Raw genomic sequence first — 23,646 nt, 5'->3', positions numbered from 1 at the left:
CACGAGCTTGGTATGTACCGAATAACTGGAGGAATCAACTGTGAATTTACCAAATAAGATTACTGTAGCACGAATATTTTTAATCCCTATTTTTCTTATTATTATGTTAGCAGGCTTTGATTGGGGCACGCTACATGTTGGGGATACAAGCTTACCTGTTGTAGATCTTGTTGGAGCCATTATTTTTATCATTGCTTCAACAACGGATTGGATTGACGGCTACTATGCCCGTAAGCTTAATATGGTCACAAACTTAGGGAAATTTCTAGATCCGTTAGCAGATAAACTCCTCGTTTCAGCGGCTCTTATTGTTCTTGTAGATATTGAGCTTGCTCCAGCGTGGATGGTTATTGTTATCATTAGCCGAGAATTTGCTGTAACAGGTCTTCGTCTTTTACTAGCAGGTGAAGGAGAAGTATCTGCTGCTGGACAGCTTGGCAAAATTAAAACATGGGCTCAAATTGTAGCAATTGCTGCGCTTCTTTTACACAATGTACCGTTTTCTCTTCTTTCTATTCCGTTTGGAGAGATTGCCCTTTGGATAGCGGTCATTTTTACCGTTATTTCAGGGTGGGACTACTTTGTAAAAGGAAAGCACGTGTTTATTAACTCTAAATAAGAGGAAAAGGGATTTTAGACAATTTGTTTAAAATCCCTTTTACGTATATTTAAAGGAGACGATTTTGATGAATGCAGAAATTATTGGTGTAGGGTCTGAGCTTTTGCTTGGACAAATCGCAAACACAAACGCCCAATTTTTATCAAAACAGCTTGCATCACTAGGTGTAAATGTGTATTATCACACGGTTGTAGGAGATAATCCAAAACGTCTAGAAACCGCGATTGAAGCAGCTAAGGAACGCGCAGATCTTCTTGTTTTCACAGGAGGATTAGGGCCTACAAAAGACGACTTAACAAAAGAAACCGTTGCAAAATCACTGGGAAGATCGCTTGTATCACACGAGGAGTCACTAGCCTCTATCAAAGACTATTTTGTAAAAACAAAGCGAGTGATGACGCCGAATAATGAAAAGCAGGCGCTCGTTGTAGAAGGCTCAGATGTGTTATTAAATGATCATGGTATGGCGCCTGGAATGTACATTGAAGCTGACGGTAAAACGTACATTATGCTTCCAGGACCGCCAAAAGAAATGAAGCCGATGTTTGAAAACTATGCAAAACCTCATATCTTAGACCGCCTTGGTGTAAAAGATCAAATTATTTCTCGCGTGCTGCGCTTTTTTGCGATTGGCGAATCACAGCTCGAGACGGAAATTGAAGATCTTCTAGAAGCTCAAAGTAATCCAACAATTGCACCGCTTGCAGGAGATGGGGAAGTTACGCTTCGCTTAACAGCTAAGCATGAGACAGAAGAAGGGGCATTAACTTTACTAAAAGAAATTGAAGATAAAATTCAAGAGCGCGTTGGCGAATACTTCTATGGATATGACCAAACAACCTTGTTTTCTGAAGCGCTCAAAAAGCTTGGTGAGAAGAACTGGACATTAGCAAGTGCTGAAAGCTTAACAGGCGGCTTGTTTAGTGAAAGAATGACAAGTATCTCAGGTTCTGGTGAGCATATGAGAGGTAGCATTGTCACATATCATGATAATATTAAAGAACACGTTTTAGGAGTGGACTCTGACGTTCTTCAAAAACATGGCGCAATTAGTGAACAATGTGCGCGACAAATGGCTGAGAAAATAAAAGAAAAGTTTAATACATCAGTAGGAATTAGTTTCACAGGAGTTGCGGGTCCAAGCACAGCTGAAGGACATCCTGTTGGACATGTTTTTGTTGGACTTGCCATTGAAGGGAAAGAAACGGTTGTTCACGAACTGAACCTTCAAGGAACAAGAGAAGGGATTCGTAAAAGAACCGTCAACTATGGCGCATATTACTTATTAAAAGAAGACAGTGAGCTATAAAAGCTTGCTGTTTTTTTACAGAGAAAAAATCGAATGAATGTTCGACTTTTTCCTTGGCAAATGACTCAAAAAGATGTATAGTAGTAATAGAAGCTCCCACTGAAAAATAACGTGTGGGAGAGGAGATACTTGCTTTTAAAACAGACTATTATACTAGCAATAGTTTTAATACATTGTGCGTTTAAAGCGCTAAAGGAGGAAATCAATTGAGCGATCGTCAAGCTGCATTAGATATGGCTTTAAAGCAAATTGAGAAACAGTTTGGTAAAGGTTCTATTATGAAATTAGGAGAAGACACTGAACGTAAGATTTCCAGCGTTCCAAGTGGATCACTTACGCTGGATGTTGCGCTTGGAATAGGTGGATATCCACGCGGACGTATTGTAGAAGTATACGGCCCAGAGAGCTCTGGTAAAACAACGTTTGCGCTACATGCAATTGCAGAAGTGCAAGCACAAGGTGGACAAGCAGCATTTATCGATGCAGAGCATGCTCTTGATCCAGTTTATGCAAGAAACCTAGGTGTAAAAGTAGATGAACTTCTTTTATCACAGCCAGATACAGGTGAGCAAGCGTTAGAAATCGCAGAAGCTCTTGTACGAAGCGGTGCTGTTGATATTGTTGTTGTCGACTCTGTTGCAGCTCTTGTACCAAAAGCAGAGATTGAAGGGGAAATGGGTGACTCACACGTTGGTTTACAAGCACGTCTTATGTCACAAGCTCTTCGTAAGCTTTCAGGTGCAATCAACAAGTCTAACACAATTGCTTTGTTCATCAACCAAATTCGTGAAAAAGTGGGCGTAATGTTCGGTAACCCAGAAACAACTCCTGGTGGACGCGCGCTTAAATTCTATTCTTCTGTTCGTCTTGAAATTCGTCGTGCAGAACAGCTTAAACAAGGTAACGAGGTTGTCGGAAATAAAACAAGAGTTAAAGTTGTAAAAAATAAAGTAGCGCCACCATTCCGTACAGCTGAAGTAGATATTATGTATGGAGAAGGTGTTTCAAAAGAAGGCGAGCTAGTAGATATCGGCTCTGATCTTGATATTGTCCAAAAGAGCGGTGCTTGGTATTCATACAAGGGAGAACGTGTTGGCCAAGGTCGCGAGAATGCGAAACAGTTCTTGAAAGAAAATAAAGAGATTGCTGCTGAGATTCGTAATCAGATTCGTCTTCATCATGGTTTAGATGAAGAGATAGTACCACAGGCAGAAGAGCAAGAAAAAGTAGAAGTTCCAGAATAAAAGGCTGATTTTTTCAGCCTTTTTTTTATAATAAAATATTGATATACATAGAGTAGAAAAGCTTTTAAGCATAAAAAGTGAGAGTAATGGAGAAAATGGAACTAGGTGGAAAATTACTCTCATCCCTTCAAAGAAAAGAATTTGAACAAATTGGAAGGCTTGACAATAAATTTTGCCACCTTTACAATTAATATGTATATCTTATATTAATGTAATGAATCAGTTGCTATGTAAAAAAGCGAATTGATGTTACAATGGAATAGGAGAACGGACACGTGCTCAATGAGCATGTGTTAACATGAGTCAAAAGCTTTGCTTACCGTTCGGCTTGCTTTGATATAAGACTCAAAAATCGGGTCGCTTTTTTTATAGCGACGGCTTTTTTTACAAGCCTTTGTATGTATATGGAAACATGAAAAATGTACATGCCGACAAGACAATTTACTTATAGCAAGAGGAGGTGAAAAGGATGGAAACTATTACAATCATCTCCGCTTTGCTTACCTTAATCGTCGGTATTGTTGTTGGGTATTTTATTCGCAGATCTATTGCAGAGGCGAAGATCGCAGGCGCGAAAAGCGCTGCGGAACAGATTGTGGACGAAGGAAAACGCGAAGCAGAATCCTTGAAAAAAGAAGCATTGCTAGAAGCGAAAGACGAAATTCACAAGCTTCGTACAGAAGCTGAGCAAGAAATTCGAACTCGCCGAACAGAGCTTCAAAAACAAGATAATCGCTTAATGCAAAAAGAAGAGAACCTTGACCGAAAAGACGAAACGCTAGATAAGCGTGAAACGGCACTTGAAGGGAAAGAACATTCTCTTACACAGAGACAACAACAAATAGAAGAAATGGAAAGCAAAGCGGAAGAAATGCTAGCCGCTCACCAAACAGAGCTTGAACGAATTTCAGGCTTAACGCGTGAAGAAGCGAAGCAAATTATTCTTGACCGCGTAGAGAATGAACTCTCACATGATGCGGCCGTGATGATTAAAGAAAGTGAACATCGAGCAAAAGAAGAAGCGGACAAGAAAGCAAAAGAAATCCTGTCGCTTGCTCTCCAAAGATGTGCAGCAGACCACGTTGCTGAAACAACGGTATCAGTTGTTAACTTGCCAAACGACGAAATGAAAGGACGAATTATCGGACGTGAAGGCCGAAACATTCGAACACTAGAAACATTAACAGGTATTGATCTTATTATTGATGATACACCAGAAGCAGTCATTTTATCAGGTTTTGATCCTATTCGTCGTGAAACAGCAAGAATTGCACTTGATAAACTTGTTCAAGATGGACGTATCCATCCAGCACGTATTGAAGAAATGGTCGAAAAATCTCGTCGTGAGGTTGATGAGTACATTCGAGAAGTTGGGGAACAAACAACATTTGAAGTTGGTGTTCACGGACTCCATCCAGATTTAATTAAAATTTTAGGACGTTTGAAGTTCCGTACAAGTTACGGTCAAAACGTCTTAAAACACTCGATGGAAGTGGCTTTCCTCGCAGGTCTTATGGCAGCAGAGCTTGGGGAAGATGCCGTTCTTGCACGCCGTGCAGGGTTGCTTCATGATATCGGAAAAGCAATTGACCATGAAGTAGAAGGAAGCCACGTTGAGATTGGGGTTGAGCTCGCAACGAAATATAAAGAGCACCCTGTTGTCATTAATGCCATCGCTTCTCACCACGGTGACGCTGAACCAACATCCATTATCGCTGTGCTTGTAGCAGCTGCTGATGCGCTTTCGGCTGCACGCCCTGGAGCAAGAAGTGAAACGCTTGAAAACTATATTCGTCGCTTAGAAAGACTTGAAGAGATTTCAGAAGGTTACGAAGGCGTCGAAAAATCATTTGCAATTCAAGCAGGTCGTGAAGTTCGAATCATGGTGAAACCAGATACGATTGATGACCTACAGGCGCATCGTTTAGCTCGAGATATTCGCAAACGAATTGAAGAGGAGCTCGATTACCCTGGCCACATTAAAGTCACAGTTATTCGTGAAACAAGAGCCGTTGAATATGCAAAATAAATAACGCCAGATAGTCTCGGAAACATCGTTTCCGAGACTATCTTATTTCTATCAGCTTAAAATGAGAATTTGAACGTAGAAGGGATTTAATTATGAAGATTTTATTTGTCGGAGATGTTGTAGGCTCTCCAGGAAGAGAAATGATAGAAGACTATTTGCCACGCTTAAAGCAAAAGTTTTCTCCAAATATTATGATTGTAAACGGAGAAAATGCTGCACATGGTAAAGGAATTACAGAGAAAATTTACCGAGGCTTTCTAAATAGCGGAGCACACGTTGTTACACTAGGAAACCATGCATGGGACAAGCGCGAGATTTTTGATTTCATTGACAATGCAAAACAGCTTGTTCGTCCTGCAAACTTTCCAGAAGGAACGCCAGGAAAAGGGCTTGTTTTCTATCCATATCGAAATACAGAAGTCGCGGTTATTAACTTGCAAGGTCGCACGTTCTTGCCTCCAATTGATTGTCCATTTAAAAAAATCGATGAACTTATCGAAGAAGCTCGCAAGCGTACGTCCCTTATTTTTGTTGATTTTCATGGAGAAGCAACAAGTGAAAAGCAAGCGCTTGGTTGGTACGTAGATGGTCGTGTTTCAGCTGTTGTTGGCACACATACACACGTTCAAACAGCAGATAACCGTGTTCTTCCAAAAGGAACGGCCTATATTTCAGATGTTGGAATGACAGGTCCATATGACGGGATTTTAGGAATGAGCCGTGAAGCTGTTCTACGCCGTTTTCAAACAGCTTTACCAGTTCGCTTTGAAGTAGAGGAAGGTCGCAAACAGCTTAGCGCGGTTCTGATTGATATTGAAGATAAAACAGGTAAAGCGAAAAAGATTGAGCGCATTTTAATTAACGATGATCATCCATTTTTCGTATAGAAGAAGAGTCGCAGAATTTCTGTGGCTTTTTTACATTAACTGTTTTCGAAATTTTTAGAAAAAATAAAGAAATAGGCAGGAATATGTATGCGCTACCGTGAATATAGTATCAATGAAATTAAAGTTTTTCTACTAAACCTTCAATATACACTGTAAAAGATGAGGAGGATTCAAAGATGGAAATCTTAAAAGTATCAGCAAAATCAAATCCAAACTCAGTGGCAGGAGCACTTGCTGGCGTTTTGCGTGAACGAGGCGGAGCCGAGATTCAAGCAATTGGTGCAGGAGCGCTCAATCAAGCCGTAAAAGCTGTGGCGATCGCGAGAGGATTTGTAGCACCAAGTGGCGTTGATCTCATCTGTATTCCGGCATTCACTGATATTCTAATCGATGGCGAAGAACGGACAGCCATTAAGCTTATTGTGGAACCTCGCTAAAACAATGGATTTTTTTCATAAACGTTCATTCCATAACATAGATAATGGAATATAAAATAACCTGTTGAATATTCAACAGGTTATTCTAGTTGAAAAAGGAAGTGATAAGATGCTCGTTTTTGACGCACATTGCGATGCTTTATTAAAACTCTGGAGCGACGAAAAAATTTCTTTTTTCCAAGATGAAAAAAGTCTGCACGTTACAGTAAAAGAGCTGAGGCAAGGTGGAGTAAAAGTGCAGCTTTTTGCGATTTACATCCCTGAGCGAGTCGCGCCCTCTGCTCGCTTCACAATAGCTCTTAAGATGGTCGAAATCTTTCATGAGCGAGTTTTGACTCATGAAAGGATGAAAATGGTGCGAAACAAGCGGGATATTGAAGCTTTAAAAGAAGGCGAAATAGGAGCAATGCTAACGCTTGAAGGATGTGATGCGATTGGAAGGGAAGAAACACATCTAAAAACATTGCTGAGGCTTGGCGTTTCTTCTGTTGGCTTAACGTGGAACCATTCAAATGCCGTTGCAGATGGCGTTCTAGAAGAGCGTGGGGCAGGTTTATCATCATTTGGTCACCGTATTGTAAATCTTCTTGACGAAAACAAAGTATGGACAGACGTATCACATCTTTCTAAAAAAGGATTTTGGGACGTGATGGAGCTTTCTTCATATCCCATTGCTTCCCATTCTAATGCCTATTCGCTTTGCAAACATCCGCGAAATTTAGATGATAGTCAAATTAGAGCACTTATTTCAAAAAACAGTATGATCGGCATCACGTTTGTTCCCGATTTTTTGCGCCAAGGAGGGAGGGCAACAGTAAGCGATGTGCTCCGTCATCTTGATTATGTGTGCAGTTTAGGAGGAGAACGGAACGTTGGATTTGGTTCTGACTTTGACGGTATTGATGAAACGGTAGAAGGCCTCAGCAGAGCAGGAAAGTATGATCATCTCGCAAATACGCTTTTACGTTATTATAAAGAAGAACATGTTCATCGCTTTTTGTATCAAAATTTCTTCGATCATCTTCCCCATTAGGCAAACGGAAAATGTCCTTTCTAAGAAAGAAATTTTGTAAACACCTATGAAATATGGTATCTTTTTTAATAGCATGTTAGGAATTTAACCATTTTTTCATGTTTCTTAAAAGAGAGGGAAGCCTCTCTTTTTCGCGTGTCTATAAGGGATGCGTGCTTTATCTTGAAAGGAGAATACGTATGAACGAACAACAACGTCTTGAAGGAAAACAAGCGACGCCAGCGGACAAAAAATCCGTAAAGGAAAAAACGTCGGCAGACTTTGCAAAATACTTTGAATCTGTTTATGCTCCGCCATCTTTAAAAGATGCAAAAAAACGCGGAAAAGAAGAAATTAAATATGAGAACGACTTTAAAATTGAAGAAGAATTTAGAGGCATGGGTGAGGGACGTAAATTTTACATCCGCACGTACGGCTGTCAAATGAACGAACATGATACAGAAGTAATGGCTGGGATTTTCATGGCTTTAGGCTATGAGCCAACAGAAGAACAAGGAGATGCAGATGTTATTTTGCTGAACACCTGTGCAATTCGTGAAAACGCAGAAAACAAAGTGTTCGGTGAGATCGGTCACTTGAAGCATCTGAAGCGCCAAAACCCAGATCTTATTCTTGGCGTTTGTGGCTGTATGTCACAAGAAGAATCTGTTGTAAATAAAATTCTAAAAACGTTCCCACACATGGACCTTATTTTCGGAACGCACAATATTCACCGCCTTCCACAGCTTTTAAAAGAAGCATATATGTCAAAAGCAATGGTTGTCGAAGTATGGTCGAAAGAAGGGGACGTAATTGAAAATCTTCCACGCGTGCGCAAAGGCCAAATTAAAGGTTGGGTAAACATCATGTACGGCTGTGATAAGTTCTGTACGTACTGTATTGTGCCATATACGCGAGGAAAAGAGCGCAGTCGTCGTCCAGAAGAAATTATTGCAGAAGTACGTCAGTTAGCAGCTCAAGGGTATAAAGAAATTACGCTTCTTGGTCAAAATGTAAATGCATATGGAAAAGACTTTGAAGATATCACATACGGCTTAGGACATTTGATGGATGAGCTTCGCAAAATTGATATCCCACGTATCCGTTTTACAACAAGTCATCCACGTGACTTTGATGACTATTTAATCGAAGTACTTGGCAAAGGCGGCAACCTCTTAGATCATATTCACCTTCCTGTACAGTCTGGAAGCAGTGCCGTACTGAAATTAATGGCACGTAAATACGACCGCGAACGCTATTTGGAGCTTGTTCGCAAAATTAAAGAAGCAATGCCAAACGCATCGCTTACAACAGACATTATTGTTGGTTTCCCAAATGAAACAGACGAGCAGTTTGAAGAAACAATGTCTCTTTATCGTGAAGTAGGCTTTGATAGTGCTTATACATTTATCTACTCACCACGTGAAGGCACTCCAGCAGCGAAAATGAAAGATAACGTACCAATGCGTGTGAAAAAGGAGCGTTTGCAGCGTCTAAATGCGCTTGTAAATGAAACTTCTGCAGCAAAAATGAAGGAATATGAAGGCAAGGTTGTCGAAGTATTAGTAGAAGGGGAAAGTAAAAATAACCCTGAAATTCTGGCTGGTTACACAGAGAAAAGTAAGCTTGTTAACTTTAAAGGACCAAAGTCAGCGATTGGTAGCATTGTAAAAGTAGAAATTACAAAAGCTAAAACTTGGTCTCTTGACGGTGTGATGGCAGAGGAGATTGTTGAGGTGAAATAAGATGAAAAAGTATTCAAAAGAAGACATTCTTTTGCGTGCGCGCGAGCTTGCTGGAATGATTTCCGAAACGGAAGAAGTAGATTTTTTCAAGCGAGCGGAAGCGAAACTCAATGAAAATGAGAAAGTTCGTCTTACCATTAACGAAATTAAGCAACTTCAAAAGCAGGCTGTCAATTTCCAGCACTACGGAAAAACAGAAGCATTGCGCAAAACAGAAGCTAAAATTGATGCACTTCAAGAAGAACTTGATAACTTGCCGATCATTCAGCAGTTTAAAGATTCTCAAGGAGATGTAAACGATCTTCTTCAACTTGTTGCGACAACGATTTCTAAAAAGGTAACAGACGAAATCATTATTTCTACAGACGGCAATTTACTTAGTGGTGAAACAGGTTCACAAGTGAAATCTTCAAAAGGAACGTGTCATTAAAATAGAAGGACTCAAGCCTTTATAGGTCTTGAGTCCTTTGTTTTTGTCAAAAAGAATCAAAAAATGTGTAAGAGTATCTTACAAAAATAGAGAAAAAGATGTGAAAAAGAGATAATCTTAAAAAGTATTTTTCAGAAAATTATAGACTTTTCCCAAAAAATATTTTAAAATCTACTCAGACCTATCCATTTGGATAGGTGAAACGAAAGGAGTCAGAATTTACAGAAAATATAGAATAATTAGAATTCATCATTTGTAGAGAACAGAAGGGGGAAAAAAGATGAGCAATGGTTTAGCAAGAAAAAAGAATATAGAAGATATGATTGCTGCATCGAGTAGTGGAAAAGGATTAAAGCGTGAGCTTGGCGCATTTGACCTTACGATGCTTGGAATCGGAGCTATTATTGGAACAGGAATTTTTGTTTTAACAGGAACAGGAGCTCTTACAGCAGGACCAGGACTTATGCTTTCGTTCGTTATTGCGGGACTTGCATGTTTGTTTGCTGCTTTAGCATATGCAGAATTTGCGTCAACAGTGCCTGTATCAGGGTCTGTATACACATACACTTATGCAACATTAGGGGAATTTTTAGCCTTTATTATTGGTTGGGACTTAATTTTGGAATATTTGCTTGCGGTTAGTGCCGTTTCTGTTGGTTGGTCAGGCTACTTTCAATCATTTTTAAGTGGAATTGGGATTGATTTACCGACTGCTTTAACAGCAGCACCTGGCTCTGTTGAAGGAGCAACAACATTTTTTAATCTTCCTGCTTTTATTATCATTATGGCAATTACTTTGTTAATTTCACTTGGTGTAAAAGAATCAAAACGTGTTAACAACATTATGGTAATCCTAAAAGTATTAGTTGTTATCTTATTTATCGCAGTTGCTTGCTTCTATGTAAAACCATCAAACTGGACGCCATTTGCGCCATTTGGTTTTAGCGGTATTTTCCAAGCAGCAGCACTTGTTTTCTTTGCTTTTATCGGATTTGATGCTGTAGCATCTGCAGCAGAAGAAACAAAGAACCCAAAGAAAAACTTACCACGCGGCATTATGGCGTCACTTTTCGTTTGTACAATCCTTTACGTTATCGTAACAGCGATTATGACAGGCGTTGTACCGTTTATGAAATTTGAAGGTGCAATTGATCATCCTATCTCACTTGTGCTGCAAATGTCAGGACAAAACTGGGTAGCAGGGATTATCGACGTTGGAGCTGTTCTTGGAATGACAACCGTTATGCTTGTTATGCTTTATGGTCAAACGCGCGTTATGTTCTCCATGTCAAGAGATGGCCTTATGCCAGCCAAATTATCTAAAGTTCATCCGAAATATAAAACACCATTTTTCGGAACTTGGTTTTTTGGAACAGTTGCTGCTTTAGTTGGTGCTCTTATTCCGCTTGACGAACTTGCAAAACTTGTAAATATCGGAACGTTAGCAGCCTTTATCCTAATTTCTATCGCTGTTCTTGTATTACGCAAAACACGTCCAGATATGCCAAGAGGATTCCGCTGCCCTGCTGTTCCTTTAGTGCCAATTTTAGCTATCCTATTCTGCGGATTCTTAATTTCTCAGCTTGGATCTCAAACGTTCATTCGTTTCTTAATCTGGCTTGCAATCGGAGTTGTCATTTACTTTGCATATTCACGCCGTAATTCAAAGTTAAATGAAAAATAAGACACAAAAAAGAAGAGGAGAGCGTTTCCTCTTCTTTTTTTATTCATAAAAAAAGGAATAAAAAACATATTAAGAAAGAATGGAAGAATAAGAATAGCTAATTAAGACTAATTAAGAGAAAAAAGTTGAAATATCACGAATTTAGTATGGCGAAATTAATCGATATTAGTTACTATTAGAGGGTATGTGAAATATAGCGCGTCTCAGCGTTAGGAAATAGGTAGGAGTGAAAAACATGTATGTTCTTATTAACATCATTGGGATTTTAGTTGTACTTGCACTTGCTTACGTTAGTTCCCTTGATCGTAAAAAGATTAAACTATGGCCAATTGCCGTTATGGTTGTATTACAGTTCATCGTAACATGGCTTATGCTTACAACAACAATTGGAGGAACAATCATTAAAGGAGTCGCAGCTTTCTTCGTTTTCCTTATTGACTCCGCTCTAGAAGGCGTAGCTTTCATTGTGCCTGATCTTGTGCCACAAGATGGCTCGGGAACAATGTTCTTTATTGGTGTATTGCTTCCTATTATCTTTATTGTTGCATTTTTCGATATTCTAACGTATTTCGGAATTATGCCACTTCTTATTAATGTTATTGGTTGGATTCTATCTAAGCTAACAGGAACGCCTCGTTTTGAAAGCTTTTTCGCTGCACAAGTTATGTTCTTGGGCAACAATGAAGCGCTTGCTGTTACACGTGACCAAATTAGCAAAATGAGTGACAAGCGTCTCCTATCTATGTGTATGATGGGAATGTCTTGTGTTAGTGCAAGTGTTCTTGGAGCGTATATGACGCTTCTTGATCCGAAATATGTATTAACTGCAATCCCGCTTAACGCGCTGGGTGCTCTTATCATGTCATCCCTAATTGTACCATATACGGTTTCAAAAGAAGAAGACGTTGTGTACAAGCCTTCAAAAGCAGAGCGCAAAAACTTCTTTGATGTGATCTCAACTAGTATGCTAACAGGTGGAAAGATGGCGTTAATCATCGCAGCAATGCTCGTTGGTTTTACAGCTCTTATTGCCTGCATCAACGGAATTTTAGGTATTTTCAATGATAGTCTTACACTTGAATATTTATTCTCACTCATCTTTGCTCCACTTGCTTTCTTAATGGGAGTAGAATGGACGGAAGCATTGAAAATCGCTCGCTTTATGGGAGAGAAACTAGCAACAAACGAATTTGTAGCAATGACAAACTTAAAAGACGTATTAGGTACATTAAAACCGCATTCACAAGCCGTTATTTCAACGTTCCTTGTGTCATTCTGTAACTTCTCAACAATCGGAATCATTCTAGGAAGCGTACAAGCTTTATTTGGTTCTGAAAAATCAGCATATGTTGCGAAATATACATGGCGTTTACTTTTAGCAGGTATTCTTGTTTCTTGTCTTACAGCAATGGTTGTTGGTTTATTTGTACATTAAAAAATCAGCCCACTTTATGTGGGCTGGTTTTTTTTGATAAGCTTATGATCTTCCGAATAACTTACAAGAAAATCAATGAGCTTTCGATTAGCAAACGAAATGTAGCTGTTCTTTTTTACAGCAAAACCAAGTTCCCATAGCGGAGTGGGGTGAACAAGTGGAACCATCGTGATTTTGTCATGATTCATCTTACTGTAGATAGACTGCGGAAGAATGGCAATTCCAAACTCTTCTGCCACAAGTTCGCTAATTAAATCCCACTGTGAGCTTTCATATGGAACACTTGGTGTGAAACCTGCATTCACACATTCCCATATGATGCGGTCATGAAGCGTAAACTGTTTGCTGAACAAAATAAATTTTTCTTCTGATAGTTCCTTTACAGAGAGAGATGTTCTATTAGCAAATTTGTGTGTTTTAGCACAAAAGAAAGCAAACTCTTCTTGGATAAAAGGATAGACTTCAAATTTCGGATTGTTCACAGGCAACACAATGATGGCAATATCCACTTTCTCTTCTTCTACAAATTCGACAAGTTTTTTCGCTCCAAATTCGACAAGTTCAAGTGAAATCTTCGGATATTGGTTATGAAAGCTCCTTGCGATTGATGGAAAGAAAAGAGTGCCAATCAAAGGAGGAATACCGATGCGGATTGTGCCTGTTGGGGAATTCATGAGGTTATCAAGACGAAGCGTTAAATCTGTGAGGGAAGCTGTTAGTTTGAGCGCTTCTTGATAGACAATTTCTCCTGCATCTGTAAGTTTAAGCTTGCGGGTTGAGCGATCAAAAAGCTCGACTTTGAGCTCTTCTTCAAGATTTTTGACAATTTTACTTAAAGCAGGCTGTGAAAGGTGTACGTTTGCAGCAGCTTTTGTGAAACTTTCCTGCTCAGCAACCGCTACAAAGTATTCCAGCTGGCGGATATCCACGGCCATCATCCTCTCTATTCTTTATTTTCATACTATTCATTCCATTTATTTATTTTACTTATTAATCAGAAAATTGTAAACTCTTACATAAGGAAAGGTAAAATTTCCTATATTGGACAAAGAAGAAGTTGAGAGTTCTCTGCCATAAAAAATAAATATGTATGCGCTACCAAAATGTTGAATATGAAAAGATTATAGAAAGGAACGATTGCGATGAAAACGATTTACTCATCCTTTATAGAAGCCGTTTCTGACATCAAAGATGGAGACACTCTGATGGTGGGCGGATTTGGATTATGTGGTATTCCAGAAAATCTAATATTAGCTCTTGCTGAAACAGGAGCGAAAGATTTGACCGTTATTTCAAATAACTGTGGTGTTGATGACTATGGTCTTGGAGTTCTTTTAAAAAATAAACAAATTAAAAAGATGATTAGTTCATATGTTGGAGAAAACAAAGAATTTGAGCGGCAAGTTCTTCAAGGAGAGCTTGAAGTAGAGTTAACGCCGCAAGGAACGCTTGCTGAAAAGATTCGGGCAGGTGGGGCAGGTATTCCAGCTTTCTTCACACCAGCTGGCGTTGGTACTCCAATTGCAGAAGGAAAAGAAATACGTGAGTTTAACGGCAAAAAGTACGTGCTTGAAGAAGCTCTCACAGCAGATTTTACTTTAGTCAGAGCAGAGCAAGGCGACAAGTGGGGAAATCTTGTGTATAACAAAACAGCTCAAAATTTTAGTCCAATAATGGCAGCAGCAGGGAAAGTTACCATTGCTGAAGTTGAGAAATTAAGCGAAGTGGGCTCTTTAAATCCAAACTTTATTCATACACCGAGCATTTATGTTCAAGGACTTATCCAAGGCAAGCAAGAAAAACGCATTGAACGCTTAACAAAACGCGAAGCGGGGGTGAACTAAATGAGCAAAGGAATTCAAGATAAAAAAGCAGTCCGTGAGAAAATTGCGAGACGCGCTGAAAAAGAAATTGCAGATGGCTCTTATGTAAACCTGGGAATTGGTATGCCAACGCTCGTAGCGAATTATATTAGCGATAACAAACAAGTTGTGCTTCAGTCTGAAAACGGCCTTTTAGGTATTGGCCCATATCCTTTAGAAGAAGAAGTTGACGCAGATTTGATTAATGCGGGTAAAGAAACGGTTACAGCTATACCAGGTTCTTCTTATTTTAACAGCGCTGAATCGTTTGCCATGATTCGCGGTGGTCATATTGACGTAGCGATTCTAGGAGGTATGGAAGTATCTGAAACAGGAGATCTTGCTAACTGGATGATTCCAGGGAAAATGATTAAAGGCATGGGAGGTGCAATGGATCTTGTGCACGGTGCCCGTAAAACAATTGTTATTATGGATCACGTCAATAAAGCCGGTGAATCAAAAATTTTGTCTCAATGTGAGCTACCGTTAACAGGGGAAGGCGTTGTAGATCGCATTATCACAGAAAGAGCCGTTATTGATGTTGTAGACTCTGGGCTTTTACTCGTTGAAGTAGCAAAAGGCTACACAGTTGAAGAGGTTGTGAATTCCACAGAAGGCCGCTTAACAGTTAGTGATGATGTAAAACTTGATGCTTATTAAAACAAGAGAATTTTATGGGGAAGTTCTTTTGTTGATATATAAGGGGGATGAAAGCATGAGTTATTCAAAGGGATTAGAAGGCGTAGTAGCAGCTGAAACATATGTTGGTCATGTTGATGGAGAAAATGGCAAACTGATCTACAGAGGCTATATGGCTAAGGATTTAGCTGTAAACTACTCGTTTGAAGAGGTAGCTTACCTTGTTTGGAATGACGCACTTCCAAATGAAAAAGAGTTGCACGAATTTAAAAAGGCGTTAAAAGAGAATCGAAGTATTCCAGATTACGTTTTAAATATTTTACGAGTATTACCAAAAGAAACGGAGATTATGAGCGTGCTAAGAACGTGTATTTCAGCGCTTGGCACAAAAGACTATGCGTGGCCTCCAAAAATTGATCAGGCAGTGAAGCTAACGGCCATTACGCCAACAATTATTGCGTACTGGTATCGCAAGCAAAACAACTTATCAATCATCAATCCGAACAACGAACTTGATCATGTAGCGAACTATCTTTATATGATTAAAGGAGAAAAGCCGCGTGAGGACCTTGTTAAAGCATTGAGCGCTTACTTTATCCTTACAATTGAGCATGGGATGAATGCCTCAACGTTCTCAAGTCGGGTTGTTACATCAACAGAGTCTGATATGGTTTCAGCTCTTTGCGCAGCTATTGGTGCAATGAAAGGACCGCTTCACGGCGGAGCTCCTTCTGGCGTTATTTCAATGCTTGACGAAATTTCAAGCAAAGAAGAAATTGAACCATGGGTGAGAGCACGCTTAGATAAAGGTGAAAAAATTATGGGATTTGGTCACCGCGTCTACAGAACAAGAGATCCTCGTTCTGAAGCTTTGAAAACAGTTCTTCAAAGCGTTGCAAGTAAAAATAACTGGTTTGATCTTGTGCTTGAAGTTGAAAAAACAACGATTGCTCTTTTAGAGGAATATAAGCCAGGACGCGGTATTTACACAAATGTTGAATACTTTGCAGCAGCTGTTATGAAGTCCATTGACCTACATTCTTCTCTTTTTACTCCAACGTTTACAGCAAGCCGATTTGTTGGATGGACAGCACATATTCTCGAACAGTCGGCATCAAATAGAATTTATCGACCACAGTCTGTTTATAAAGGACCTGTTCCAGTTTAAAAGGGTGAAAAGAGCCGGCAGAGGTGTTCTCTGCCGGCTCTCATATAATAGATTCTAAAGTATTGGAGGGAAAGAGATGGATGTCGTTATCATTCTATTTTCACTCGGGTTGCTCATGTTTATGGCTTATAAGGGGTATAGCGTTATTTTATTTGCTCCTATTGCTGCTCTTTTAGCAGTAGCCTTAACAAACCCAACTTACGTGCTCCCGTTTTTTAGTGAAGTATTTATGGTCAAGATGGTGGACTTTATTAAGCAGTATTTTCCTGTATTCTTACTTGGAGCCGTATTTGGAAAAGTAGTTGAAATGTCTGGGCTTGCGCGCATTATTGCTCAAACGATTATAAGTCTTGTTGGAGCAAAGCGAGCCATTTTAGCAACAGTTCTTCTTGGAGCTATTCTTACTTACAGCGGCGTTAGCTTGTTTGTAGTTGTGTTTGCTGTTTATCCATTTGCAAACAACATGTTCAGAGAAGCGAATATTCCGAAGCGCCTTCTGCCAGCGGCAATTGCGCTTGGAGCCGTTACATTTACAATGGACGCGCTCCCTGGAACACCGCAAATTCAAAACGTTATTCCAACAACCTTCTTCAAAACAGATATTTATGCTGCTCCTATTTTAGGGTTTATTGGAACCGCTTTCGTTTTGTTCACAACTCTATTTTATCTTGAATGGCGCCGCAAGCAAGCTGCAAAGCGTGGAGAGGGCTATTCAGGGTCTCTGACAGAAGAGCAGCTTGCAGCATCTTCTGAGCTTGCAAAAGAAGAAAGCAAAGTAAGTGTTGAGTCTGTTACAACGGCAAAGAAGATTTTAGCTTTTTTACCTCTTGTCCTTGTTGGAGTATCGAACAAGTTTTTTACGGAAATGATTCCAAAATGGTATAGCGGGGGTTTTGACTTCTCAAAAATTGGACTTCCTACTTATAACGAAGTAGATTTATCAAAAGTAACCGGCATTTGGTCAGTAGAAATTGCTTTAGCGCTTGGGATTATTGCAACAATTGCGCTAAACTGGACGCCTGTTGTCCAAAATATGAAAAAAGGCCTTACAGAAGGAATTAGCGGCTCGCTTTTAGCTGTAATGAACACAGCTTCTGAATATGGATTTGGGGCTGTTATTGCTGCTCTTCCTGGCTTTTTAGTTATCCGTGACGGCATTTCACAAGCATTCACAAATCCGCTTGTAAACAGCGCTGTAACAACAAACGTTTTAGCAGGGGTTACAGGCTCCGCCTCAGGTGGGATGAGTATTGTTCTTGGCGTTATGGGGGAGAAATATTATCAAGTTGCCCAAGCTGCTAATATTGATTTAGAAGTTATGCACAGAGTTATCTCAATGGCTTCCGGCGGGATGGATACTCTTCCACACAACGGAGCGATTATTACGCTTTTGGCTGTAACAGGAATGACACACAAACAGTCATATGGAGACATTTTTGTGATTACAGTTATTAAAACACTTGCTGCGTTCTTAATTATTGCGGTTTATATGCTAACAGGTCTAGTTTAAATGAAAAAGGGAAATTTAGTGTGAGTAAAATCAGGGCTTTTCTCACGCTAAGATTTCCTTTTTTTACGTTTAGCTATCTAATAAAAAAGCAATATATATACTAAGTCTTGAATTAAAGGAGGTTTTTTGATAGATGAGTCTAAACAAGGTTTTTAATAAGCTAGAGCACGTGAAAACTCAGGCACCAGACAAAATCCTCACGCTGTATATTAACACAGATCGGCGTGATCAAGACCAGCAAGGTGGCGAATATAAAATAGCGCTTAAAACAGGATTTAAAAGACTAGAAGAGTACATGAAAAGAAGTGATGAAGAAGAGCAAAAAAGAGTGTGTGCTCTTCGTGAGAAAGTAGAAGGATATATAAGAGATCAGGAACGGAAAATGCCGCGCAGTTTTGTGATTTTTGCATCATGCGACAGTGAAATTTGGGAGGTTCTGTCTCTTCAGATTCCTGTCGAAACAAACTTTTATTGGGAAGAATATCCTGTCCTAGAGCCGCTTCAGCGTCTTTATGAAACATACCCAAATACAGGAATTGTACTGCTTCAGCAAATAGAAGTGAAAATTATTGATACAAAGCTTTCTAAAGTTCAAGGAGTCAAGCATTATCACTATGATCTTGATATAGATGATTGGCGTCTACATGAAGGACCTTCAAAAGCAGATATAAACATGGGTGGAGGAGCCAATATAGCGAGCCAGAAGGACGAGTTTCAAGAGCGTGTTACCGCCAACCACAAACGTTTCTGGAAGAGCATGGGAAGCAAACTCGACAAAATTGCTGCAGACAATAAATGGACTTCCATTCTTCTTGTAGGAGATAAGGAGATTGCAAAAACAATTGAAGGAAATATGAACAAGAAAATAGATGAGATGATTGAGAAAAACTTACTGAATGAAGAAGAAAATAAAGTCGTTCAAGAGCTTTTAAAAACGTCTTAAAAAAGGAGGGAAGTTCCCTCCTTTATTTATTTATGTCTTAAAAAGTTTCACTTTGATAGAACGGTGGAATAGATAACCATAGCACTTGTCTAACTAGATTTTTAAAAGAAATAAAACGACGAAAAGATAAAGGAGGAGGCGCCATGAGTGGATCAGCACTTACTTTTTTAATTTCAGGAATTGTTAGCGGGATTATTTTGATTGTTGTTTCATATATTCTAGCACGACTAAACCCATTTAAGATGTTCTTTTCACGCTTGCTGTTACCAGGGGTTTGCTTGATAGGCTCCGCTATTATTACAATTCGCTTTTATTCAAACAATGAGACATTAAGCCAAGGAGGAGGAACCTATTTATACTTTGTGATTCCTCTAGGTGTTGCAGCCCTTATTGCTTTCATTATTTGCTTAATTATTAAGCCAACAGGACATAGTGAAACTGGTCAGCGCAAGCTTCATGACAAATCTTCATAATGAGAAACCTTGCTTCTAAAATAGGAGGAAAGTGAAGTTTCAAAGTACAGTGAAAAGAGCTCGTGCACTTAAGTGCGAGCTCTTTTTTTAATATCTAAAACCTTTTTTATCTCATCCATATTAGGATTGATTTTCAATTCACTTGTTGCCTCACCAACTTTTATTCAAATTTCATCCATTCTTAATTTAAAAAGCATATACAACTTTTTAGCAAGAAACTGCGGTGTATAAGGCATATCTCGATGCAACCATTTTACAATGGTTCCAATTAGAGCTGAAGAACTGTACCAAATCGCAATATCTACAGGAATGTCTTTAGTAGCAAGGAAGGAAGCATTTTCCGTTCGCTTTGTTATTATATCTGAAAGGGTATTTAACAAACGTTCTGTAAAAATCGGTGTTCGTCTAGAACCAAGAACGACTTTATAAAATTTAGCATTGTCAGCAATATACTCTAGTAAATCTAGGAGCTTCAACTCTTCTATTTCTTTAGAGTCATCTGGAGAGCTTTCAGTACTACTCATGATTTCCTCAATATCCTCTACCATCTCCTGTGCCATCTTCTCCAACATGTCCTGAATATCACGATAATGTAGATAAAACGTAACACGATTAATTGTTGCGCGTTCTGCAAGTCGATTCACACTAATTTTGCTAACTTCCATCTCCTGTAGAAGATCAATTAAAGCATCCTTTATTAACTGACGTGTACGAATAACTCGGGGATCTATCCGAGTTTTTGAATGGTCTTTCATCAATAATCACCTTTTTCTATTAAATGGAAATTTACATTTAGCTAAGTTCTGTCTATTATTCTCGGTTTTATTAACACAAAGCGAAAGAACTGATAACTAATATACAGTTCTTGAAAAATTGTCTGTTGTCATAGTTACTTTTCATAATGTAATTTATACAGTGTAAATTATTCAACACTTTGTAAAAAAAGTCTACTTTAAAATGAGAAAGGATAAGATAGGATTGAATAATCAAACGAAAATAGTTTCCGATTCGATAAAAAAAGGACCTATTATGTTTATTATGGTTTTAGGTGCTTTTCTTGCAACCTTAAACCAAACACTTATGAGCGTCGCTACTCCTGAACTAATGGTTGAATTCAACATTTCAGCTACAACAGCTCAGTGGTTAACAACAGGTTATATGTTGATAAATGGTGTCTTGATTCCTATTACTGCTTACTTAATGCAGCGGTTTACAACACGTGAGCTTTTTCAAGCTTCCATGTTCATCTTTCTATCTGGGACAATTGTTTCAGCTTTAGCACCAGGATTTTCTGTCTTGTTAACGGGACGTATGATTCAAGCAGCAGGTGCAGGAATCATCATGCCATTGCTTACACATGTTATTTTGACGATCTTTCCTCGCGAAAAGAGAGGAGCAGCCATGGGAATGGTCGGGCTTGCTGTTATTTTTGCCCCAGCAATTGGACCAACCATTGCCGGATATATTATTGAAAACTACAAATGGGAAACAATGTTTTATGGAATGATTCCGTTTGCTGTTGTTGTTATTGTATTAGGATTTATTTATCTCCGTAATGTATCTGATCGAATTAAAACAAAATTTGATATCTTAAGTGTTGCTCTTTCTACAATAGGTTTTGGGGCCTTGCTTTATGGGTTTAGCCAAGCTGGAAGTCTTGGATGGTCACATATAGAAGTACTAAGTACAATGACGGTCGGAATTTTGTCTCTTGTCCTCTTTTCATGGAAGGAATTAAGATCTCAAAATCCATTGCTTGACTTGCGTGTATTCAAATACAATATGTTCTCCTTAACAACCATCATTAATATTGCAGTTACGATGATTATGTATGCAGATATGATGTTACTTCCACTATATCTACAGGATATGCGTGGTTACACAGCCGTTGAGTCTGGTCTTCTTCTTCTTCCAGGTGCGCTTGTAATGGGCTTCCTTATGCCAGTGACTGGAAAGCTGTTCGATCGCTTTGGGGCGAAATGGTTAGCTATTATCGGCATGATTGTGACCATTGTGACAACTCTTGGTTTTATCAACTTAACGGATTCAACTAGTTATACCTATTTGATCCTCATGTCAACAGGGCGTCGTATTGGAATGGCCTTAATGATGATGCCGATACAAACTGCTGGTCTAAATCAGCTTCCCCAACAATTAAATGCTCATGGAACAGCAGTAAGCAATACAATTCGTCAAGTTGCCGGTGCTGTTGGTACTTCACTTCTTGTGACAGTGATGACAACCCGTACAGAGTCACATCTACAGGATATGATGCCTACAGTTGTTGCTAAAGGTTTGACTGAAAGCGAACTTATTACAGAAGCTTCTATACAAGGGGTGAATGACGCTTATCTTGTGATCATTGGGATTGGTATTATTGGTCTAATAATGTCCTTCTTTATTAAAAAAGTGAAACAGGCCTCTGAAGTAGAATCTAACAATCCTTCAGAAAAAGCTGTAGCAGAGAAGTTAAGCACAAATTAACATAATTTGAATTTCTGGATAAACATGAAGCAATCCACGGTTAGAAATGAAAATTACACAAAAAGCTCTCCTTCTATGAGGAGAGCTTTCTTTACGACATATTTTGAGATTATACATATATTTTTCTGATTCTCATTAAATTTAAGTATGTAATAGCTATAAATACTACGCTAATAGTTAATGGGACGATATAATAACGACGGTTAAATAATGGATCATAACGATCTAGAGGAGTAAGGTAGATAGCTGCAAAAAAGCTCATAGCCTCTAATATGACTGTTGTCATTAAATTTAAGTTTTTACCTTTAAGATAGAAAATACTTACATCCAAGCATGTATAAAATATAGATAATAAATGCCCCGATTACCGCATATAAAGGTTTAATCCAATTTGTTAAGATAAAAATAACACTAATTAATATAACCGCACCAAAGGAGCCAAAGATGGCATTTTTTTGTGTGATTCTAAAATTCATGATATTCATATTTTTCATTTGTAAATGAATATTAACTAATGTCATGATAGGCAGTAATGTGATAATCCCTGACAAAAATAAATATTTGGATTTGCTTAAAAGGGAGGCACAGACCATAATTGTTCCACCTAAAAGAAATTGTAAAATATACCCCATCATATTCTCTCCTTACCATCCATACGTCAATTGAGTAATCTGTTATTTTTGAAATGATGTACGTTTCTCATTTTATTTTCTTATAAGATATAAGTAAACTAAATATATGTGATAATAAATATAAGAAAAAATTATGATATGGAGAAGGAGTAATGAGTTTAAAAAAATATATTGCTTATATTACAGTTGTTGAGACGGGAAGTTTAACAAAAGCAGCAGAGATATTGAACTATACACAACCTAACATTAGCCAAATGATTAATAGTCTAGAAGAAGAGTACGGTTTTCCTTTACTGTTAAGGCAAAAAAATGGCGTTAAACCTACTAAAAATGGATTAGCCGTACTACATGGAATGCGAGAAATTCAGAGAGGCTATAAGTCTTTATCAGAAACGGTGAACCAGATCAACGGATTAGAAACAGGGAAAATTCGTATAGGAGCCTATACAAGCATTACTACAAACTGGTTGCCTGACATATTGAAGGAATTTAAAAGGCAATATCCATTTATAGAGATTCAAGTCTATGAAGGTAATGCATCTGAACTAGATCACTGGCTAGAAGAAGATCAAATCGATTTTGGAATTGGTACGGTTCATAATCATAAATGGGAGTTTCAAGCTTTATTTGAAGATCCCATTATGGTCATTATGAATGCACATCACGAATTAGCGAAAGTGGACTTCATCTCTCTAGAAGAAATAGAATCCGTAGAATTTATTCTTCCATATTCAGATTCCCTCTTTGAAGTACATAATATATTTAAAAAGGAACAAATCAATCCTAATGTTGCTTATCAAATTAGAGGAGATGAAACCATCATTTCAATGGTACGTAGTAATTTGGGAATCAGTCTCCTTCCGGATTTACTATTAAGCAGGTGTTCTACAGATATAGTCATTAAACCATTAAAGAACAAGGTTTTTAGACAAATTGGAATTTTAATGAATACAAAGAGGTGTGCCCAAACACCATCTGTAAATAAAATAGTTTATTTTATTCATGAATGGATGAAGAAAAATAGCTAGCAAAAGACAAAGAGACTGGATTCAAATTATCTAAAACATTATCTTTACTTTTTTGACCGCTTTGTTTAGATGTCTC

The 23,646-nt window shown here is 38.5% G+C and carries 22 protein-coding genes; 19 read left to right on the top strand and 3 right to left on the bottom strand.

Features of this window, described 5'->3' with window-relative positions; all coding sequences use genetic code 11:
* Positions 1-40: 40 nt before the first annotated feature.
* From pgsA to BM012_RS00445, 11 genes are all read left to right on the top strand, one after another.
* Entirely contained in the window at positions 41-619 is a 579-nt protein-coding gene (gene pgsA / locus BM012_RS00495; protein ID WP_061801670.1) for a CDP-diacylglycerol--glycerol-3-phosphate 3-phosphatidyltransferase, read from the top strand.
* A 67-nt stretch (positions 620-686) separates the two neighbouring features.
* The gene (locus BM012_RS00490) at positions 687-1,928 is read left to right on the top strand and encodes a competence/damage-inducible protein A (RefSeq protein ID WP_061801669.1); all 1,242 of its coding nucleotides are present in this window, start codon (positions 687-689) and stop codon (positions 1,926-1,928) included.
* Positions 1,929-2,134: 206 nt separating this feature from the next.
* Positions 2,135-3,172 carry a recombinase RecA gene (recA, locus tag BM012_RS00485; protein ID WP_061801668.1) on the top strand — a complete coding sequence of 346 codons (1,038 nt, stop codon included), beginning with the start codon at positions 2,135-2,137 and terminating at the stop codon, positions 3,170-3,172.
* 469 nt (positions 3,173-3,641) lie between these two features.
* Positions 3,642-5,201 (top strand): ribonuclease Y, encoded by a 1,560-nt coding sequence (gene rny, locus BM012_RS00480; RefSeq protein WP_061801667.1) that lies wholly within the window; start codon positions 3,642-3,644, stop codon positions 5,199-5,201.
* A 92-nt stretch (positions 5,202-5,293) separates the two neighbouring features.
* Positions 5,294-6,088: a TIGR00282 family metallophosphoesterase gene (locus BM012_RS00475; protein ID WP_061801666.1), complete on the top strand. Its 795-nt coding sequence runs from the start codon at positions 5,294-5,296 to the stop codon at positions 6,086-6,088.
* A 176-nt stretch (positions 6,089-6,264) separates the two neighbouring features.
* Positions 6,265-6,525 (top strand): stage V sporulation protein SpoVS, encoded by a 261-nt coding sequence (gene spoVS / locus BM012_RS00470; protein ID WP_010193268.1) that lies wholly within the window; start codon positions 6,265-6,267, stop codon positions 6,523-6,525.
* 109 nt (positions 6,526-6,634) lie between these two features.
* A complete protein-coding gene (locus tag BM012_RS00465; RefSeq protein ID WP_061801665.1) occupies positions 6,635-7,558 on the top strand; it encodes a dipeptidase in 924 nt (307 codons plus the stop codon).
* A 179-nt stretch (positions 7,559-7,737) separates the two neighbouring features.
* Positions 7,738-9,282: a tRNA (N6-isopentenyl adenosine(37)-C2)-methylthiotransferase MiaB gene (gene miaB, locus BM012_RS00460; protein WP_061801664.1), complete on the top strand. Its 1,545-nt coding sequence runs from the start codon at positions 7,738-7,740 to the stop codon at positions 9,280-9,282.
* Position 9,283: 1 nt separating this feature from the next.
* Positions 9,284-9,712 carry a YlbF/YmcA family competence regulator gene (locus BM012_RS00455; protein ID WP_040056629.1) on the top strand — a complete coding sequence of 143 codons (429 nt, stop codon included), beginning with the start codon at positions 9,284-9,286 and terminating at the stop codon, positions 9,710-9,712.
* Positions 9,713-9,992: 280 nt separating this feature from the next.
* On the top strand, positions 9,993-11,396 hold the full coding sequence (locus BM012_RS00450; protein ID WP_061801663.1) for a branched-chain amino acid transporter BcaP: 1,404 nt from the start codon (positions 9,993-9,995) through the stop codon (positions 11,394-11,396).
* A gap of 235 nt (positions 11,397-11,631) precedes the next feature.
* Complete coding sequence (locus BM012_RS00445) at positions 11,632-12,831, top strand: NupC/NupG family nucleoside CNT transporter (RefSeq protein ID WP_061801662.1); 1,200 nt, start codon at positions 11,632-11,634, stop codon at positions 12,829-12,831.
* A gap of 14 nt (positions 12,832-12,845) precedes the next feature.
* Here BM012_RS00445 and BM012_RS00440 read toward each other — a convergent pair whose 3' ends face one another.
* Positions 12,846-13,760 carry a LysR family transcriptional regulator gene (locus tag BM012_RS00440; RefSeq protein ID WP_061801661.1) on the bottom strand — a complete coding sequence of 305 codons (915 nt, stop codon included), beginning with the start codon at positions 13,758-13,760 and terminating at the stop codon, positions 12,846-12,848.
* Between the two features lie 213 nt (positions 13,761-13,973).
* On the opposite strand from BM012_RS00440, the gene BM012_RS00435 reads away from it, so the two are divergent.
* The 6 genes from BM012_RS00435 (at position 13,974) to BM012_RS00410 (ending at position 19,426) form a co-directional block, all read left to right on the top strand.
* Entirely contained in the window at positions 13,974-14,675 is a 702-nt protein-coding gene (locus tag BM012_RS00435) for a CoA transferase subunit A (RefSeq protein WP_061801660.1), read from the top strand.
* Positions 14,676-15,353 (top strand): 3-oxoacid CoA-transferase subunit B, encoded by a 678-nt coding sequence (locus BM012_RS00430; RefSeq protein WP_061801659.1) that lies wholly within the window; start codon positions 14,676-14,678, stop codon positions 15,351-15,353.
* Positions 15,354-15,408: 55 nt separating this feature from the next.
* Positions 15,409-16,500, top strand: a complete 1,092-nt coding sequence (locus BM012_RS00425; protein WP_061802309.1) for a citrate synthase/methylcitrate synthase — start codon at positions 15,409-15,411, stop codon at positions 16,498-16,500.
* Between the two features lie 76 nt (positions 16,501-16,576).
* Entirely contained in the window at positions 16,577-18,010 is a 1,434-nt protein-coding gene (locus BM012_RS00420) for a GntP family permease (protein WP_061801658.1), read from the top strand.
* Positions 18,011-18,143: 133 nt separating this feature from the next.
* Positions 18,144-18,953, top strand: a complete 810-nt coding sequence (locus BM012_RS00415) for a VLRF1 family aeRF1-type release factor (protein WP_061801657.1) — start codon at positions 18,144-18,146, stop codon at positions 18,951-18,953.
* Between the two features lie 143 nt (positions 18,954-19,096).
* Positions 19,097-19,426 (top strand): hypothetical protein, encoded by a 330-nt coding sequence (locus BM012_RS00410; RefSeq protein WP_019391898.1) that lies wholly within the window; start codon positions 19,097-19,099, stop codon positions 19,424-19,426.
* Positions 19,427-19,590: 164 nt separating this feature from the next.
* Here the strand turns inward: BM012_RS00410 and BM012_RS00405 are convergent, their stop codons facing one another.
* Positions 19,591-20,181 (bottom strand): TetR/AcrR family transcriptional regulator, encoded by a 591-nt coding sequence (locus BM012_RS00405; protein WP_061801656.1) that lies wholly within the window; start codon positions 20,179-20,181, stop codon positions 19,591-19,593.
* A gap of 223 nt (positions 20,182-20,404) precedes the next feature.
* Between BM012_RS00405 and BM012_RS00400 the strand changes: the two genes are divergently transcribed.
* The gene (locus tag BM012_RS00400; protein ID WP_082802454.1) at positions 20,405-21,910 is read left to right on the top strand and encodes a DHA2 family efflux MFS transporter permease subunit; all 1,506 of its coding nucleotides are present in this window, start codon (positions 20,405-20,407) and stop codon (positions 21,908-21,910) included.
* 305 nt (positions 21,911-22,215) lie between these two features.
* On the opposite strand, the gene BM012_RS00395 is transcribed toward BM012_RS00400, so the two are convergent.
* Positions 22,216-22,542 carry a GlpM family protein gene (locus tag BM012_RS00395; protein WP_061801654.1) on the bottom strand — a complete coding sequence of 109 codons (327 nt, stop codon included), beginning with the start codon at positions 22,540-22,542 and terminating at the stop codon, positions 22,216-22,218.
* A 152-nt stretch (positions 22,543-22,694) separates the two neighbouring features.
* On the opposite strand from BM012_RS00395, the gene BM012_RS00390 reads away from it, so the two are divergent.
* Positions 22,695-23,570 (top strand): LysR family transcriptional regulator, encoded by an 876-nt coding sequence (locus BM012_RS00390; protein WP_061801653.1) that lies wholly within the window; start codon positions 22,695-22,697, stop codon positions 23,568-23,570.
* The last annotated feature ends 76 nt before the right edge of the window (positions 23,571-23,646 follow it).

Source organism: Priestia endophytica DSM 13796, from assembly GCF_900115845.1.
Taxonomy (GTDB): Bacteria; Bacillota; Bacilli; order Bacillales; family Bacillaceae_H; genus Bacillus_I; species Bacillus_I endophytica.
Note: the sequence above shows the minus strand (reverse complement) of the source record. Positions and strands in the feature narration are given on the sequence as shown.